Source organism: Micromonospora sp. WMMD729, from assembly GCF_049315225.1.
GTDB lineage: Bacteria > Actinomycetota > Actinomycetes > Mycobacteriales > Micromonosporaceae > Micromonospora.
This window is the reverse complement of sequence record NZ_CP186059.1, coordinates 334445-349589: the sequence shown is the minus strand read 5'-3', so window position 1 is coordinate 349589 and position 15145 is coordinate 334445. Positions and strand designations below refer to the sequence as shown.

Sequence of the window (15145 nt, the reverse complement as noted above, 5' to 3'; positions counted from 1 at the left end):
ACCGGGGGTACGCCGTCAGCGCCGCGCGCAGGAAGCGCAGGGCGTTTGTGGGTCAGCGATTGGCGCTGAGAAACCCGATCAGGGTCGCGGCCCACCAGCCGAGCTGAGAGGTGAGGGCGGCGGCGACGCCGGGCAGTAGTGCGGCCCAGGGCGGACGGCCCTGGGCCGCGACGAGCCGGTCCCGCACCCGGCCGAGGAAGAGCCCGTTGACGCCGACCGCCAGCACCGCGAACAGCTTGACCCACACCAGCGCGGAGGACGTGTCCGGTCCCAACGCCGCGCCGCTGACGACGAGACCGACCAGGCCCAGCCAGATGAGTGGGTGAGCCGCCCGTGCCGCGTTCAGCACGGCGTCGAGCGGTTCGCGGCGCATCAACCAGCGCAGGCTGAACCAGTCCACCGTCAACACCGCGCCGAAGCCCACCACCAGGCAGGTCAGGTGACCGAAGAGGGCGACCGTCCGCCCGGCCGGGGAGAGGTCGACGTGCGGCGCGGCGAGGATCGCGAGCAGCCACCCCAGGCCCACCATCGCGGTCGCGCCGACGAGGGTGCCGTGGCTCGGGGCACGGCGGTGACCGCCGCGCCAACCCGCCGTCGGTATGGTCGCCGCACCCTGGCCGCGCGGCACCGCCCCACCGGTACGACCGCGCCGGACGCTGTCCGCGTACGCGGTCGTCGCGGCACGGTGGGCAGCCCGCGGCACCCGCGCCGGACCGCCCACCGTGTCGTACCGGTCAGTGGTCCGCATCGCCGGTCGCGCCGGGTCGACCCGCCAGAGCGCTCAGCTCGGCGGCCCGCGTCGTCTGGATCCGGCCGGCGAGCGCCCGCACCTCCGGGCTGCCCCCGGCGTTCTGCTCGCCCCGACACAGCACGACGGTCTGCTCGAGATGCGCCCGGAGCAGGCCCACGGCCCGGGACGGCACCTCGGCGTCGGGGGCGGCGCGCAGCTCGGCGAGGCGGTCGTCGGTCACCATGCCGGGCATCTGGTGCCCCTCGTGGATGTTCTGCTCCGGGACGTTGCCGGCGGCCAGCAGACGCCGCAGCTCCGACACCTCCGTCCGGTGCGCCGTCCGGATGTCACCGAGGACGGCGCGCAGCGCGGGGTCGGTGGCCGACGGACGGGTGTCGAGGTGGTCGATCAGCGCGAGCGCGCCCTCGTCCATCGGGAGCAGCAGTTGGATGAAGGCGTCGTCGGTGCCGTTGAGCAGCACCGACGCGGCAGGAGCGGCGGCCGACGACGCGGGCGCGGCGGATTGGTCGGTACGGCTCGCGTGCCGGGTCAGGCCGACGGCCAGCGTCGTCACGGCCAGCGTCACGACGACACCGGCGATCCGCCAGGCGGGGGCCCTGCGGGCGATCATCAGCGCGCGGCCTGGAACGCGCGGCCCACAGCCGTGGCCCTGGTGCCGTCGCTGAACAGCCCGGACTTGTCCTTGTCGGTCGCGGGCAGCCCGAACCAGGCGTACCGCTGCACGTAGGAGAGTTGGCCGAGCATGCTGGTGGCCGCGGTGAGAAAGGCGGCCTGCTGCTCCTGACTCGGGAACACCTGACGCCCGCCGTCGTAGCGGATCAACGCGAACTCGGTCAGCCAGATCGGCTTCTTGTACCGCTGGTACACGGCTTGCAGGTACTGCCGGAGCTGGTTCACCGCCGCCGCCGTGGTGAAGTCGCCGCCGTACCAGTGCAGGGCGATGAAGTCGACCCGGTGACCCCGGGCCTCGGCGCCGGCCATGAACCGGCCCAGCCAACCCTGCGGGTCAGCGCCACCGAAGGCGACCGCCGGGCTGCTCAGTTTGCTGCCCGTCGCCATCAGTTGCGGCCACAGGTCCAGTGCCTGCTCGACGGTCATGCCCGCCTGCTCGGCCAGGTCCGGCTCGTTGAAGCCGAGCAGGTAGGGCCCGGCCGCCCGAGCCCGGGCAAGGTCTGTGGCGTTGACGTTCTCCGCACTACGGATCATGGGCACGAACGCCGCGCCTCGCGGAGTGGTGATGCCGGGATGTTGGGTGCCCCAGGTGTAGTACCAACCGGCCTTCGAGTTGGCCAACGCCTGACTCGCACCCGCGAAGTCCCACACCCCGACGCCCTTGCGCGCGGAGCTGACCGCCGGCACCACCGGCGCCTTCGAGGGGGACGGACGAACGCTCGGTGACGGCGACTTGCTCGGCGAGGCGACGACGGTGGGCGAGGCGGGCGGCGCGGCGGCCCAGGAGGGCGCGGCCTGTGGCGCGGCGGCCGGATCAGCCGGCAGCAGCACCACCAACGCGGTGACCGCGGTGACCGCCACCGCCACCGAGGCCGCGAGGGACGGCAGCAGGCCACTGGGCGCGTGCGCTGCCAGGCCGGCGACGTTCGACGACGGTCCGACGGCCGGTGCGACGACCATGGGCGCGGTCGCCTGCGGGATGTGAGCGCTGAGGCCGGCCGGCAGCGGCAGCAGCGACATCCCCGCGAGCAGCCGGTCGATCGGCAGGAAGGCGGCGCCCAGGCGGCCACAGAACGCGCAGTCGCGGACGTGCCGGGCCAACCGCTTGCGCCACAACGGGCTGGGGTTGCCGTCCCACTCGGCCGTCGCGGCGCGCAGGTCCGGGCACCCGGGTCGTTCGTTCAGTGCGCGGACGACACCTCGGGCGCTCTGGATCTGCTCCTTCATCCGGTGGATGCGTACGGCGACGTGCCCCGGCGACAGATTCGCCGCCTCGGCGATCTCGGTACGCGTCAGCTCGCCGGTCTCCTCCAGCCACCACAGCGAGAGCAGTTCCTGGTCGTCCGGATCGAGCCACCGGGTGGCCTCGGCGACCTCCCGCCGCTGGTCGGTGAGGCCGAGCCGGAGGATCGTCATGCCGGCGAAGTCGGAGGCGGGGTCGGGCACGTTGTGGATCGCGTCCAGTCCGGCGTCCCGGTTGAGGGCGACCCGTCGGCGCTGGTCCCAGTCGCGTACCTGGCGGATGGTGATCGCCACCAGCCAGGACCGGTACGCCGTCGGGTCGTTGAGGGTGGGCAGGTGCCGGATCACCCGTACCAAGGTCTCCTGGACCACGTCGTCGACGTCGGCGTGGCCGCGCAGCGCCCGCCCGACGATGTTGTAGACCAGCGGAAGCGAGGCCGCCACGAGGTCGTCGAGAGCGCGCCGGTCGCCCTGTCGCGCCGCGACGACCAACCCGGAATCGGGTACTGCCCGACCGGCTGACGACATGGGTTCCACTCCTTGTGCGCTCGACGAGAACAGCGCCGGTGCGCGCTGACCGCTCCTGATCGGAGACGAGCGGTGGCAGGTCAGATTACGGTTTTCTGCTCGGACCGGACACCGGCCTCGGCGGCGGGCGTGATCTGTCCGACTCACCCTGCCGGGTCCGGCCGGCACCGATACGGTCGAGGCTGCGGTAAGCGGGCGTGGCGCGCAAGGACGGGGATGGGACATGACGGTTCAGATCGATCTCGCCGGTAGGACCGCACTGGTCACCGGCTCGACCCAGGGCATCGGCGCGGCCATCACGGTGGGGCTCGCGCGGGCGGGGGCGCGGGTGGCCGTGAACGGCCGTACCGCCGCCGGCGTGGAGCGCGCGGCGAAGGCGCTGCGCGACGAGGTCCCCGGCGCGGAGGTCGTCGAGGTGGCCGCGGACGTGTCGACCGACGAGGGTACGGCTCGCGCGCTCGACCTGCTGCCCAGCGTCGACATCCTGGTCAACAACCTCGGCGTCTTCGGTCCCACGGCGGCGTTGGAGATCTCGGACGACGAGTGGCGTCGCTACTTCGAGGTGAACGTGCTGGCCGGCGTCCGGCTGACCCGCGCCTACCTGCCGGCGATGATGGATCGCGGTTGGGGGCGGGTGCAGTACATCGCCAGTGACTCGGCGGTCGTCATCCCCACCGAAATGATCCACTACGGCGTCTCGAAGACCGCCCTGCTCGGCGTCTCGCGCGGGTTCGCGAAGGCCGCGGCCGGCACCGGCGTGACCGTCAACTCGGTGCTCGCCGGGCCGACCCACACCGGCGGCGTGGAGGACCTCGTCGCCGATCTCGTGGGTGACAGCCTGCCCTGGGAGGAGGCCCAGCGGGAGTTCATGCGCCTGCACCGGCCGCAGTCGCTGCTCCAGCGGCTCATCGAGCCCGAGGAGATCGCCAACATGGTCACGTACCTCGCCTCGCCGCTCGCCTCCGCGACGACGGGCGCGGCGGTCCGGGTCGACGGCGGGTACGTGGACGCCATCGTGCCGTGATGGCGGCGGGCGCTCAGAACTGGACGACGTGACCGACCCGTGGGGGCGTACGGCCGGCGAGGACGTCGAGCCAGGCGTCCCGCAGCGCCTCCGGACCGTGACCGACCCGCACGTCGAGCCATCCGCTCACCTTCGGGACGAAGCGCTGCCAGGCGTCGGTGAACCGCGCGTCGAGCCCGTCGCGCCCCCAGTCCTGGCTGCGCTTGCGCATCTGTACGGGCGCGAAGAAGACCTCCCCGGCGGCCTCGGCGTTGGGCGTCTGGGTGGTGAGCCCGACGGCGATGTCGCGCACGAGCCGGTCGCCGAGGCGTTCGCGGAGCGCGGCCCGGGTCGCGGGCGCGCCGGACAGGTCGAGGTACACGGTGTCGACCGCGTCGAGGGTGTCGATCGCGTCGTACGGCAGGACGTCGTCGTAGCAGCCCAGTGATCGGGTGAACGCGACGTTGCCCGGTGAGGTGAGCCCGATCAGGCGGGTGCCGCGGCCGTGCAGTTCGCACGCGGCGGCGTACGCCGTCTTGCTCGACGCCGACGACAGGACCAGCGCCTGCGCGCCGTAGAAGTCGTTGTCGACGACCTGGTCGGCCAGCATGAACGAGGTGAAGAAGAGCGGCCGGAACAGGATCAGCAGATCCTCCTGCTCGGCCCGGTAGGCCGGGTCGCCGTCGGTCGCCCGGTACGCGTTGTACGGCGAGGGCAACCCGGCGCGGTGCGGGCTCGCGTCGCGGAACCCGGACGCGTCCACCCGGTCCGGCCGGACCACCAGGTGGCCGGCGGGAGGTAGATAGCCGTAGACCCGTCGGCCCACCTCGACATCGGCGGCCGTCGACGCGGCCACCTCGGCGAACCCCCACAGTGGCGGAAGCCCCCACTGTGGATCGAGCCCGCGCGGGCCGGGCGGGAAGAACTCCCAGTAGCGCATCGCCTCGCCGAGCACGGCGTAGGTCACGTTGTTGGCGGTGAGACCGACACGGTCGACGCGCAGCAGCGCCGCGCCGTCGGGCAGAGCGGGCACCTCGCCGTCGGCGAGAGTGGTGCGCCCGAGGTCGTCACGGGCCACGGCGAAGGTCCACGAGTCAGCCATGGTGTGACGCTAGACAGCCCTCGATCCGGAGACAAGTGCACTCGGAGTGCAAAATCCCACTCGACGGTCAGGGGTGGGGCGCGGTGACGTGGCGCAGGTGCCCCAGCGGGAGGTGCTGCGGCTGCCACTCCAGGATCAGGGCGGTCGCGTCGTCGTCGAGCTGCTCGTCCTGGTAGGCGAGGACCGCGCGCACCAGGCGCCGCATCGTCTCCGGGCTGGGCTGGCTGTCGTTGAGGGCGCGATTGACGAAGTCGACGAGCCGGTCCAGACCGAACCGCTCCCCGTCGGCACTGCGCGCTTCGGTGATGCCGTCGGTGTAGGCGAGGAGGCGGTCCCCCGGGTGCAGGTCCTCCTCGTACACCCGGGGTCTTCTCTCCGACAGGTGACCGAGGCCGAGCGGCAGCGCGGTCGGCCCCGGCAGCTCCCGGATCGCCTTGCCGTCGCGCAGCAACATGGCCCCGGGGTGACCCGCGTTGATGATTCTGAGCCGGCCGGTCCGCCGATCCAGCTCGGCGAGCAGCGCGGTCGCGAAATAGCTCGGGTGCTCCGAGCGCACCCAGCGGTCGATGCTGATGGCCGTGTCCACCAGGTCGAGGCCGGACCGGCGGGCGTTGCGGTACGCGCTGACCACCAGCGACGCCAGGCTGCTCGCCCTGATGCCGTGCCCGCAGGTGTCGAAGAGCCCGACGCTGAGCACGTCGCCGTTCAGCGCGTAGTCGAAGATGTCCCCGCCGACGTCGTAGCACGGTTCGAGGATCGCGGTGACCACCAGATCGTCGGTCGCGAAGGTCAGCGGCGGCAGCAGCCCCCACACGATCTCGGCGGCGACCTGCATCGGGAGGCGGCGTCGCATCCGCTCGACGACATCGCCGTAGAGGCGGCGGTTCACCAGGACCTGGGCGACGTTGACCGCCAACTCCCAGACGGGACCGTCCAACGCCGGGTCCCCCGCGGCCGGCGACACGACCTCCAGAACACCGAGCCGCTCACAGCCGAGCAGCAGAGGCACCCAGAGTCGGTCCGGGGCTTCGGCGGCTCGCTGCACGTCGAGGGTCGTGAACGCCCGCCCGGCCAGCGTGGTCTCGATCGTCAACTCGTCCCGGGTCAGACCGGCGCCCAGCATGGGCACGAGGCAGGACTGCGTGTAGTCGGCCAGGTAGATCACGATCTCGGTGGCGCCGATCGCCGGGGCCGCCCGGTTGACGAGGAGCGACAGCTCGTCCGGCCCACCCCGGGGTGCGTTGAGCTGTAGCCAACGCGCCGCGTCGCCAGCGTCGACCACGCTCCACCTCCCCGTGTCCTGACCACCCTAGGAGCCCGGGAGCGAACTGCCAATGTGCGCCTGACCTCGCTCCACCTTCGCCCACTCATACTTTCGGCTAGTAATAGCTGGCCCTTTCGGGTAGCGTCGGGGCTGGCACACGAACGACATGACGCGGTGGCGAGGCCCGGGTTGTGGACCCTCCTCGACAGCGCATCCCGTCCGTCCATGCGCTCCGGCGGCAGCCGGTTCGGATCTCTCTCCGGTCGGCCTCGTAGACGGGCACCCGTGGAGAGGACCATCCCGTGGCCACCACCACCGACACTGCTCACGACCACCGGCGTACGGACGAACTGATCGTCGAACTGGTCGCCCTTGCGGCCGACGACCCGCGCCGACCGGCACTGCGGGACCGTGCCATCGAGGCGTGGATGCCACTCGCCCGCCACCTGGCCCGCCGCTACTCCGGGCGCGGTGTGCCCGACGAGGACCTGACGCAGACCGCCATGGTCGGCCTCGTCAAGGCCGTCGACCACTTCGACGCCGGCCGCGGCGTCGACTTCAGCGGGTACGCCATCCCGACCATCGCCGGCGAGATCAAGCGGTACTTCCGGGACCGCACCTGGGCGGTGCGGGTGCCGCGCCGCCTCCAGGAACTGCGGCTGGCGATCAGCGCCGCCAACAGCACGCTGACGCACACCCTGGGCCGCTCGCCGACGGTCGCCGACATCGCCGCCCACCTCGACGTCTCCGAGGAGGCCGTGCTGGAAGGGCTGGAGGGCGCCCGGGCGTACCGGTCGACCTCACTGTCCACCCCCGTGGGAGTCGACGGCACCATGGAACTCGGCGACACCCTCGGCGTGGACGACCACGAGCTGGACCTCGTCGACCTCCGCGTCGCCCTCGGCCCGGCGCTCGCCACGCTGCCGGAACGCGAACGCCGGATCCTCAGCCTGCGGTTCCACGGCAACCTGACCCAGGCCCAGATCGCCGAGCGGATCGGCGTCTCCCAGATGCACGTCTCCCGACTGCTCACCCGGGCGCTCGGGACCCTGCGCGGACACCTCGCCGAGGACATCGGCTGAGCCGGTTCAGGGCTCCAGCACCACCTTGCCGGGCCGGGTACGGGCCTCGGCGAAGGCCAGCGCGGCGGAGACCTCGGTCAGGGGGTAGCGGGCGGCGATCTGCGGCACCAGCACGCCCTGGCGGAGCAGGTCGAGCACGGTGCCGAGGTCGGTACGCAGCCGACGCCGGAACGCCGCGCCGCGGGTGAGACGACCGGCCCAGAAGTTGTAGAAGCCGACCCGGTGACCGTTCGGCAGGGCGTTCCAGGTGTAGAGCCGGGCCAGCAGCTTCACGAAGACCCAGGCGATCGACCGGGCGGCGCCGGTGGCCGAGGCGGTGCCGTAGACGACGAGCGTGCCACCGGGAGCGAGCAGCCGGTACGAGGTGCGTACGCCCGGTCCGGCCACCGGATCGAAGACGGCGTCGACACCCTCGGGGGACAGCTGCCGTACGCGCCCGGCCAGGTCCGGGGCTCGGTAGTCGAGCGGTTCGACGCCGAGCGCCCGCAGCGCCTCGTGGTGTCGCGGGGCCGCGGTGCCGATGACCCGAAGCCCGAGGTGACGGCCGAGTTGGACGAGGACCGTCCCCACACCGCCGTTCGCGCCGTGCACGAGGATCGTCTGCCCGGCCCGCAGCCGGGCCCGGCCCAGCATCTGCCAGGCGGTCACCCCGTTCACCACGACGGTCTCGACCGCGGCCGGGTCCAGGCCGGGTGGTACGGGCGTGAGGTCGTCGATGTCCACGACGGCGTGCGTGGTCCAGGCGCCGGTCTTGGTGACCGCCGCGACCCGGGTACCGACCAGCGACTCGTCACCGCCCGATCCCACCGCGCGGACGGTGCCGACGAGGTCGTAGCCGGGCACGAACGGGAACGCCGGCTGACCCGGGTAGAGGTTCCGGCGCATGCTCTGCTCGGCGTACGAGATGCCGGTGGCCTCGACCTCAACGAGCGCCTGCCCGGCGGCCGGAACCGGCATGGGACGTCGTTCGATCTGGAGCCCGTCCGGCTCGACCACGCCGGGCAGTACCACCTCGGTGATCATTCCGCTGCTGCTCATCTGTCGCCTCCTGTTAGTGAGTGTGCACTCACACACATCATGGGTGGAAAAAGTGGGCCGCCAGGGAGCGGCCCGGAACTTCTCGGACGTGGGTGGTCAGGGGTGCCGGATACCGGCGGTCAGCGCGCGCGCCCAGGGCTCGGGCACCTGCTCCAGGCCGGCCGTCACGATCAGGTGGCACAGCTGGCCGTACGCGAAGAACCGCTGCACCTGAGCGTCACTGGCCCCGGATCGGTTCTGCACGAAGGTGGCGACACTCCGGTAGCCGGCCCGTACCGCCTCGGCGATCTCGGGAACGTCCGTGACCGCCTGCGCCTGCACCTGGAGCAGCAGGAGATCACGGTCGGCGATCAACTCGGCGTAGGCGCCACCCATCGCGTCCAGGATCTCGTCCGGGCCGGCGTCACCGGCGCGCTCCGCGCCCATCTCGAGCGCCGCGACGATCCGCTCGAAGCACGCCTCGGCCGCCGCCACGAACAACCCGAGCTTGCCGTTGAAGAGCCGGAAGACGTACGCCTCGGAGATGCCGGCGGCGGCCGCGACCGCGGTGACCGGCGTGGCGTGGAAGCCGGTACGCGCGAAGGCCGACACGGCGGCGTTCAGGACGGTGGCCCGGCGGGCCTCGGCGGTGGATCGCATGTTTGTGAGTGTGCACTCACAAACATGATGGTGTCAAGCCCGGCTCACTCCGAGGGATAGAGGCGAGCCGGATCGCCGGGCCGGATGCTGTCCACGCCGTCGTCGGGGGTGCTGGCGGCGATCGAGCCGAGCAGCGCGAGCAGGCGCTCGGACTCCGTACCGGGCTCGGCGTGGTAGACGACCAGGAGCTGCCCCTCCGCGCCGGAAATAGCGAGCTTGTCACAGTACAGGTCGAGATCACCCACCTCAGGGTGGTGCAGCCGGCTCACCACGCCCTCCCGCCCGCGTACCTCGTGCCGGGCCCACAACTGGCGGAAACAGTCGCTCTTCAGCGACAACTCCCCCACCAGCGCGGCCAGCCGGGGGTCGTCGGCGTCCGCGGCCGAGTCGGCGCGCAGCTGACCCACCACCTTCTGCATCGCCTGCCGCCAGTCCCGGAACAACTCCCGCTCCGCCGCGTCCAGGAACACCGCGCGGAGCCGGTTCGCACCTGGGGCGAGGTTCGGCGACAGCGCCCTCGCCATCCGATTCGACGCCAGGATGTCCAGGTAGCGGTTCTGCACGAACGCGGGCATCGAAAGCTGCCCCACCAGGTGAAGCACACTGGTCGGTACGCGCTCGGCGGCCGGTCGGACCGCCCGGCGCGACCGCGGCCGGGTCAGCCCGATCATGTACGCGGTCGCCTCCGGATCCAGTCGCAGCACCCCGGCGAGCGCGTCGAGGACCTGCACCGAGGGGTGCCGCTCACGCCCCTGCTCCAACCGCAGGTAGTAGTCGGCGCTGATCCCGGCCAGCATCGCCACCTCCTCGCGCCGCAGCCCGGGCACCCGACGCAGGCCGACGCCCGGGCCGAGGCCCACCTCCTCGGGTCGGATCCGCTCGCGACGGGCCCGCAGGAACTCGCCGAGCTGGTTGGTGGCGTCCATGCCCTCGACGGTAGATCGGAAGGTGACCCGGTGACTGGTCGTGTCACAACCAGGAACACCTCGCCCTGCCGGTCCGGCCGCGAACGACGGACAGTCGTCCTGCGCATACCTGCGACGACAACGGATAGAGGAACGACATGAGCGACAACCTGCCCGGCGGTGCCCTGACCCCCGCCGACGGCCTCACCCTGAGCCGGATGGGGTACGGCGCGATGCAGCTCGCCGGCCCGCACGTCTTCGGCCCGCCGCGCGACCGCGCGCAGGCCCTCGCCGTCCTCCGCGAGGCCGTCGACCAAGGGGTACGCCACATCGACACCAGCGACTTCTACGGCCCGGTGGTGGTGAACGAGCTGATCCGCGAGGCGCTGCACCCGTACCCCGAGGATCTGCACCTGGTCACCAAGGTCGGCGCGCGGCGCGGCGACGACGCCTCCTGGATCCCCGCGCTCGCGCCGGACGAGCTGAAGGCCCAGGTCCACGACAACCTCCGGCACCTCGGCCTGGACGCCCTCGACGTGGTCAACCTGCGGGTCGGGGTGGCCGAGGGCACCGGCGACGATCCCCTCTCCGAGCAGTTCGGCGCCCTGGCCGAGTTGCGGCAGCAGGGCCTCATCCGTCACCTCGGGCTCAGCAACGTCACCCTCGCCCAGCTCACCGAGGCCCAGGCCATCGCCCCGGTGGTCACCGTGCAGAACCTGTACAACCTCGCCAACCGGCAGGACGACCCGCTTGTCGACCGCTGCGCGGCGGAGAACATCGCGTTCGCCGCGTTCTTCCCGCTCGGCGGCTTCACGCCGTTGCAGTCCGACACACTCAACGCCGTGGCCGCCCGGGTGGGCGCCTCGCCGCAGCAGGTCGCCCTGGCCTGGCTGCTGCAGCGCTCCCCCACCATGGCGCTGATCCCCGGCACCTCCACGCTGGCGCACCTGCGGGAGAACCTCGCCGCGGCCGACCTGACGCTGCCGGCCGACGCGATCGAGGATCTGAACACGATCGGCGACTGAACGCGAAGTCGGGCGTGTTTGCGCGTACCCCGGCCCGTGCTGGCGCCGCCGGGCCCGGCGCTGACGTGACGGCCCGGCGCTGGCGTGACGGCCTGCGTCGGGCCCTGCCTCGCTAGTGCTGGTGAGGGCGGTTGCGGATGAGGGTGAGCGCGAGAACGGCGGTGACGAGGAAGACGATGCCGCTGACCCGCAGACCGGCCTGGACTCCGGAGGTCATGGCCTCGGCGAGCGCCGACCGGACCGGCTCGGGCAGCGGCTCGCCACCGGTCGCGCCGGACGCGACCGCCGCCTGCACGGCGCTCCGGGTGGGCTCGCCCACCTGGTGGGCGGCGAGCCGGTCGGGCAGGTCGGCCGCCATCGTGGTGGTGAGCAGCGTGCCCAGCAGGGACGAGCCGAGCACCGAGCCGACCTGACGGGAGGCGTTGACCGCGCCGGAGGCCATACCGGCCTGGGCGGGGGCCACGCTGGCCAGCGCCGCCGCCGTGGCCGGTGCCACCACCAGACCGCTGGCGGCGCCGAACAGCACGAACAGTGCCCAGCGGTGGTCGAACGTCGTGGTCGGACCCTGCGTCGCCAGCCCGAAGGTGGCCACCGCGCCGAGCACCAGGCCGACCGTGAGCGGCGCCTTGAATCCGGTACGCCGGATGGTCCGCCCGGCGGCGAAGGCCACCAGGATGTACGCGCCGAACAGCACCAGCATCCGCCAGCCGGTGTCCAGCGGGCTGAGCGCCTGGGCACGCTCGTGGAAGAGGACGAGCAGGATCGCCACGCCGGTGAAGCCGAACAGCGACACGGCGGCGACGACCATGACGGCGCTGAACGACGCCGAGCGGAACAGCCGTACGTCGAGCATCGGCGCGCTGCTGCGCAGCTCGACCAGCACGAACGCGACGAGCGCGGCGGCCGAGACGATCCAGGCGGTCGACACGACCGGGCTCGTGTAGCCGTCGCGTCCGCCCTGGATCATGGCGTAGACGGCGGCGGCGATGGCGACGGTGCCGAGCAGCAGGCCGGGCAGGTCGAGTCGTCCCGCGCTCGGCCGGGACTCGGCCACCCCGATGGCGGTGACGACGAGGGTGACCACGCCCAGCACGATCGTCGAGACGTAGACGCTGTGCCAGGAGTGGTGGCGCAGCAACGCACCGGCGATGATTGGGCCCACCGCCAGACCGATGCCGGAGGCGGCCGACCAGGCGGTGATGACCTCGGTACGGCGGTGCGGGTCGGTGAACGTCGCGCCGAGGATCGCCAGGCTGTTCGGCAGGATCAGGGCACCGCCGAGGCCGGCGACCAACTGGCCGACGATCACCCAGCCCACGGTGGGCGCGCTGGCCACGGCGACGCCGCCGACGATCATCGCGAGGATGCCTGCGCCGAACATGCGCCGTCGCCCGTAGCGGTTGCCCAGGGTTGCGGCGGAGAGCACCAGACTCGCCACGACCAGGGTGTAGGCGCTGGGGATCCAGATCACGGTGGTCGGGTCGACCCGGAGGTCGGCCTGGATGGTGGTCAGGGCGGAGACGGTGGCGGTGATCTGGAGGAACGTGATCATCGCGCCCAGACACATGGCGATCAGCGTCACCGCGCGGGAACCGCGCACGGGCGCGCGGGTGATGACTGACGGTCCGCTCGGGGCCGTGCTGCTGGTGGTCACTTGACGTCCTCGGGTCGAGATTCGGCTGACTTATGCATAGTTAAGCCAGCGTAACGCCCGATGATTCCCCTGGCTAGCGTCAACGCAAGCCAGGTAAGCTGGATGACATGGAGGACCTACGGGAAGACCGCGAAGCCTGGTCGATGGAGAACTGCTCCGTGGCCCGGGCGATGGACGTCGTGGGCAGCCGTTCGACGATCCTGATCCTGCGCGAGGCGCTGCTCGGCACCCGGCGGTTCGACGACTTCGTCCGCCGCGTCGGGGTCGGCGAGCCTGCCATGGCGGCCCGGCTCAAGGAGATGGTCGCCGCCGGCCTCCTCGAACGGATCCCCTACCGGGAACCGGGCCAGCGCACCCGCCACGAGTACCAACTCACCCGCAAGGGCCGCGACCTGCTGCCCGTCATCACCGCACTGCGCAACTGGGGCGACACCTGGAGCGCCGACGAGGCCGGCCCCGGCATCCGGGCCACCCACCACGACTGCGGCGAGCCGGTCCACGCGGTGCTCCGCTGCGCCGCCGGGCACGACGTCAAGGACGGCGAGATCGACATCACCGCCGGGCCGGGCCTGATCCGCCGCTCCTGACACCTCAGCCAGGCGCCGCCATTCGGGCCACCCGGGACGGTTGGGCCGTCCGGGGCGGCTAGGCCACTTGGCGCGGCCGGGCCACCCGACGCGGTCGGGCCACCCGACGCGGTCGGGGCGGCCTACGCGGTCGGGGCGGCCGGCGCGGCCTACGCGGTCGGGGCGGCCGGCGCGGCCTACGCGGTCGGGGCGGCCGGCGCGGCCATGCCGCTCCGGACCACCGGCGGCGGTCAGTTGGTCGGTGCGATCAGGTGGTCGTTCGGCGCGGTCGGGGCAATCAGGCGGCCAGACGGTCGGGAGCCGCGCCCAGCGCACAGCGCACAGCGCACCGATCGATCTTGGTCAGTAGAATTGTCGTACAGGCGTTCTATTCTCAGGTCATGTTGGAGGGGCTGAGGCAGGCAGAGGCCGCGGTCGCGGCCTGCGCCGACACGGGGGTTTGGGCTCTCCCCGCGGACGATCTCATCGCCGCGCTCGACGCCGCCCACCGCATCGAGCAGCGCCTCGCCGCCGTCAAATTGGCCCTGATCCGAGAGTTGGACGGCAGGAAAACGGCGATCGCTCAAGGCGCGTCGTCCACGGCGATATGGCTGCGCGAACGCCTCCACCTCACCAACCCGACGGCCCGCCGCCTCGTCGACCTCGCCAGTGCCCTCGACACCGGCCACCCCGCGATACGTCAGGCACTGGCCGACGCCGACATCACGCTCGACCAGGCTCACGTCATCACCGACACCGTCACCACCGTCCACACCACCGCCGGTCCGGAAGCCGCCGACAAGGCTGTCACGGTGCTCGTCGACTGGGCCGGGCAGTTCGAGCCCACCCTGCTGCGCAAACTCGGCACCCGCATCCTCGACCACGTCGCCCCCGAGATCGCCGACGCCGCCGCCAAGGCCGCCCTCGACGCCGACGCCCGGCGCGCCGCCCGTGACCGCCACGTCAGCCTTTCCACTCTCACCGACGGCCGCCTGCGCCTCACCGGCACCCTCGACGCCGAAACCGCCGGCCTGCTCCGCGCCGCCATCGACCCGCTGACCACACCAACCGGCCTCGACGACACGCGCAGTGCCGCGCAGCGCCGCCATGACGCGCTCGCCGACATCTGTCGGCTCGCCCTGCGCACCGGAGAACTGCCCGCCAAGGGCGGCGACCCCGCTCAAATCGTCGTCACCACCGCCTACGACACGCTGACTCGGCAGCTCAGCGGCGGCTTCCTCGACACCGGCCCCACGCTGACCCCGGATACAGTGCGCCGCCTCGCCTGCGACGCCGCCATCCTGCCCGCCGTCCTCGACAGCGCCGGCCAGGTCCTCGACGTCGGTCGACAACGTCGCCTGATCACCGGGCCACTACGCCGGGCACTCGTCCTACGCGACCGCGGCTGCACCTTCCCCGGCTGCGACCGCCCACCCCGCTGGTGCGACGCCCACCACATCAGACACTGGGCAGACGGCGGCGAAACCAGCCTCGACAATGCCGTCCTCCTCTGCGGCCACCACCATCGCCACATCCACCACAGCGACTGGCACGTCCGACTCAGCGGTGACGGCCACCCGGTGTTCGTTCCACCTGCGTGGCTCGATCCCGAACAAGTCCCCCGCCGCAACCACTATCACCGACGCAGATAAGCCAACCCACCCGACGAGCGAG

Annotated in this window: 14 protein-coding genes; 5 read left to right on the top strand and 9 right to left on the bottom strand. The window is 72.1% G+C overall.

Annotated elements, in window-relative coordinates; all coding sequences use genetic code 11:
- Positions 1–52: 52 nt before the first annotated feature.
- The 3 genes from ACN263_RS01595 to ACN263_RS01585 are packed head-to-tail and all read right to left on the bottom strand — an operon-like array spanning position 53 to position 3193.
- Positions 53–748: a hypothetical protein gene (locus ACN263_RS01595; protein WP_422738056.1), complete on the bottom strand. Its 696-nt coding sequence runs from the start codon at positions 746–748 to the stop codon at positions 53–55.
- Positions 735–1361: a DUF305 domain-containing protein gene (locus ACN263_RS01590; RefSeq protein ID WP_422738055.1), complete on the bottom strand. Its 627-nt coding sequence runs from the start codon at positions 1359–1361 to the stop codon at positions 735–737. Before ACN263_RS01590 ends, ACN263_RS01595 begins: the two co-directional genes overlap by 14 nt.
- Positions 1361–3193: a sigma-70 family RNA polymerase sigma factor gene (locus ACN263_RS01585; RefSeq protein WP_422738054.1), complete on the bottom strand. Its 1833-nt coding sequence runs from the start codon at positions 3191–3193 to the stop codon at positions 1361–1363. The genes ACN263_RS01590 and ACN263_RS01585 overlap by 1 nt, the downstream gene beginning before the upstream one ends.
- 223 nt (positions 3194–3416) lie before the next feature.
- Between ACN263_RS01585 and ACN263_RS01580 the strand changes: the two genes are divergently transcribed.
- Complete coding sequence (locus tag ACN263_RS01580) at positions 3417–4217, top strand: SDR family NAD(P)-dependent oxidoreductase (protein WP_422738053.1); 801 nt, start codon at positions 3417–3419, stop codon at positions 4215–4217.
- A 13-nt stretch (positions 4218–4230) separates the two neighbouring features.
- Here ACN263_RS01580 and ACN263_RS01575 read toward each other — a convergent pair whose 3' ends face one another.
- Together ACN263_RS01575 and ACN263_RS01570 are read right to left on the bottom strand one after the other, a co-directional pair.
- A complete protein-coding gene (locus ACN263_RS01575) occupies positions 4231–5298 on the bottom strand; it encodes a DUF2855 family protein (RefSeq protein ID WP_422738052.1) in 1068 nt (355 codons plus the stop codon).
- 67 nt (positions 5299–5365) lie between these two features.
- Positions 5366–6580, bottom strand: coding sequence for a PP2C family protein-serine/threonine phosphatase (locus ACN263_RS01570; RefSeq protein ID WP_422738051.1), 1215 nt, complete (start codon positions 6578–6580; stop codon positions 5366–5368).
- 284 nt (positions 6581–6864) lie between these two features.
- On the opposite strand from ACN263_RS01570, the gene ACN263_RS01565 reads away from it, so the two are divergent.
- Positions 6865–7644, top strand: coding sequence for a SigB/SigF/SigG family RNA polymerase sigma factor (locus tag ACN263_RS01565; protein WP_422738050.1), 780 nt, complete (start codon positions 6865–6867; stop codon positions 7642–7644).
- 6 nt (positions 7645–7650) lie between these two features.
- On the opposite strand, the gene ACN263_RS01560 is transcribed toward ACN263_RS01565, so the two are convergent.
- The 3 genes from ACN263_RS01560 to ACN263_RS01550 all read right to left on the bottom strand — a co-directional run bounded on the left by ACN263_RS01560 (position 7651) and on the right by ACN263_RS01550 (position 10247).
- Complete coding sequence (locus ACN263_RS01560) at positions 7651–8682, bottom strand: medium chain dehydrogenase/reductase family protein (protein WP_422738049.1); 1032 nt, start codon at positions 8680–8682, stop codon at positions 7651–7653.
- A 96-nt stretch (positions 8683–8778) separates the two neighbouring features.
- Positions 8779–9321, bottom strand: coding sequence for a TetR/AcrR family transcriptional regulator (locus ACN263_RS01555; RefSeq protein WP_422738048.1), 543 nt, complete (start codon positions 9319–9321; stop codon positions 8779–8781).
- Between the two features lie 44 nt (positions 9322–9365).
- Complete coding sequence (locus tag ACN263_RS01550; RefSeq protein ID WP_422738047.1) at positions 9366–10247, bottom strand: helix-turn-helix domain-containing protein; 882 nt, start codon at positions 10245–10247, stop codon at positions 9366–9368.
- A 137-nt stretch (positions 10248–10384) separates the two neighbouring features.
- Here ACN263_RS01550 and ACN263_RS01545 point away from each other — a divergent pair, with 137 nt between their 5' ends.
- Positions 10385–11251, top strand: coding sequence for an oxidoreductase (locus ACN263_RS01545; RefSeq protein WP_422738046.1), 867 nt, complete (start codon positions 10385–10387; stop codon positions 11249–11251).
- Positions 11252–11363: 112 nt separating this feature from the next.
- On the opposite strand, the gene ACN263_RS01540 is transcribed toward ACN263_RS01545, so the two are convergent.
- Entirely contained in the window at positions 11364–12905 is a 1542-nt protein-coding gene (locus ACN263_RS01540) for an MFS transporter (RefSeq protein WP_422738045.1), read from the bottom strand.
- Positions 12906–13012: 107 nt separating this feature from the next.
- Here ACN263_RS01540 and ACN263_RS01535 point away from each other — a divergent pair, with 107 nt between their 5' ends.
- Both ACN263_RS01535 and ACN263_RS01530 read left to right on the top strand, forming a co-directional pair.
- Positions 13013–13492, top strand: coding sequence for a winged helix-turn-helix transcriptional regulator (locus ACN263_RS01535; protein WP_422738044.1), 480 nt, complete (start codon positions 13013–13015; stop codon positions 13490–13492).
- Positions 13493–13872: 380 nt separating this feature from the next.
- The gene (locus tag ACN263_RS01530; protein WP_422740563.1) at positions 13873–15123 is read left to right on the top strand and encodes a DUF222 domain-containing protein; all 1251 of its coding nucleotides are present in this window, start codon (positions 13873–13875) and stop codon (positions 15121–15123) included.
- Positions 15124–15145: the final 22 nt, after the last annotated feature.

Excerpts from the sequence above, each read along its gene's own strand:
- ACN263_RS01560 (WP_422738049.1), bottom strand. The coding sequence starts at position 8,682 with ATGAGCAGCAGCGGAATGATCACCGAGGTGGTACTGCCCGGCGTGGTC.
- ACN263_RS01530 (WP_422740563.1), top strand. The coding sequence starts at position 13,873 with ATGTTGGAGGGGCTGAGGCAGGCAGAGGCCGCGGTCGCGGCCTGCGCC.
- ACN263_RS01550 (WP_422738047.1), bottom strand. The coding sequence starts at position 10,247 with ATGGACGCCACCAACCAGCTCGGCGAGTTCCTGCGGGCCCGTCGCGAG.
- ACN263_RS01580 (WP_422738053.1), top strand. The coding sequence starts at position 3,417 with ATGACGGTTCAGATCGATCTCGCCGGTAGGACCGCACTGGTCACCGGC.
- ACN263_RS01555 (WP_422738048.1), bottom strand. The coding sequence starts at position 9,321 with ATGCGATCCACCGCCGAGGCCCGCCGGGCCACCGTCCTGAACGCCGCC.
- ACN263_RS01595 (WP_422738056.1), bottom strand. The coding sequence starts at position 748 with ATGCGGACCACTGACCGGTACGACACGGTGGGCGGTCCGGCGCGGGTG.
- ACN263_RS01575 (WP_422738052.1), bottom strand. The coding sequence starts at position 5,298 with ATGGCTGACTCGTGGACCTTCGCCGTGGCCCGTGACGACCTCGGGCGC.
- ACN263_RS01585 (WP_422738054.1), bottom strand. The coding sequence starts at position 3,193 with ATGTCGTCAGCCGGTCGGGCAGTACCCGATTCCGGGTTGGTCGTCGCG.
- ACN263_RS01590 (WP_422738055.1), bottom strand. The coding sequence starts at position 1,361 with ATGATCGCCCGCAGGGCCCCCGCCTGGCGGATCGCCGGTGTCGTCGTG.
- ACN263_RS01535 (WP_422738044.1), top strand. The coding sequence starts at position 13,013 with ATGGAGGACCTACGGGAAGACCGCGAAGCCTGGTCGATGGAGAACTGC.
- ACN263_RS01545 (WP_422738046.1), top strand. The coding sequence starts at position 10,385 with ATGAGCGACAACCTGCCCGGCGGTGCCCTGACCCCCGCCGACGGCCTC.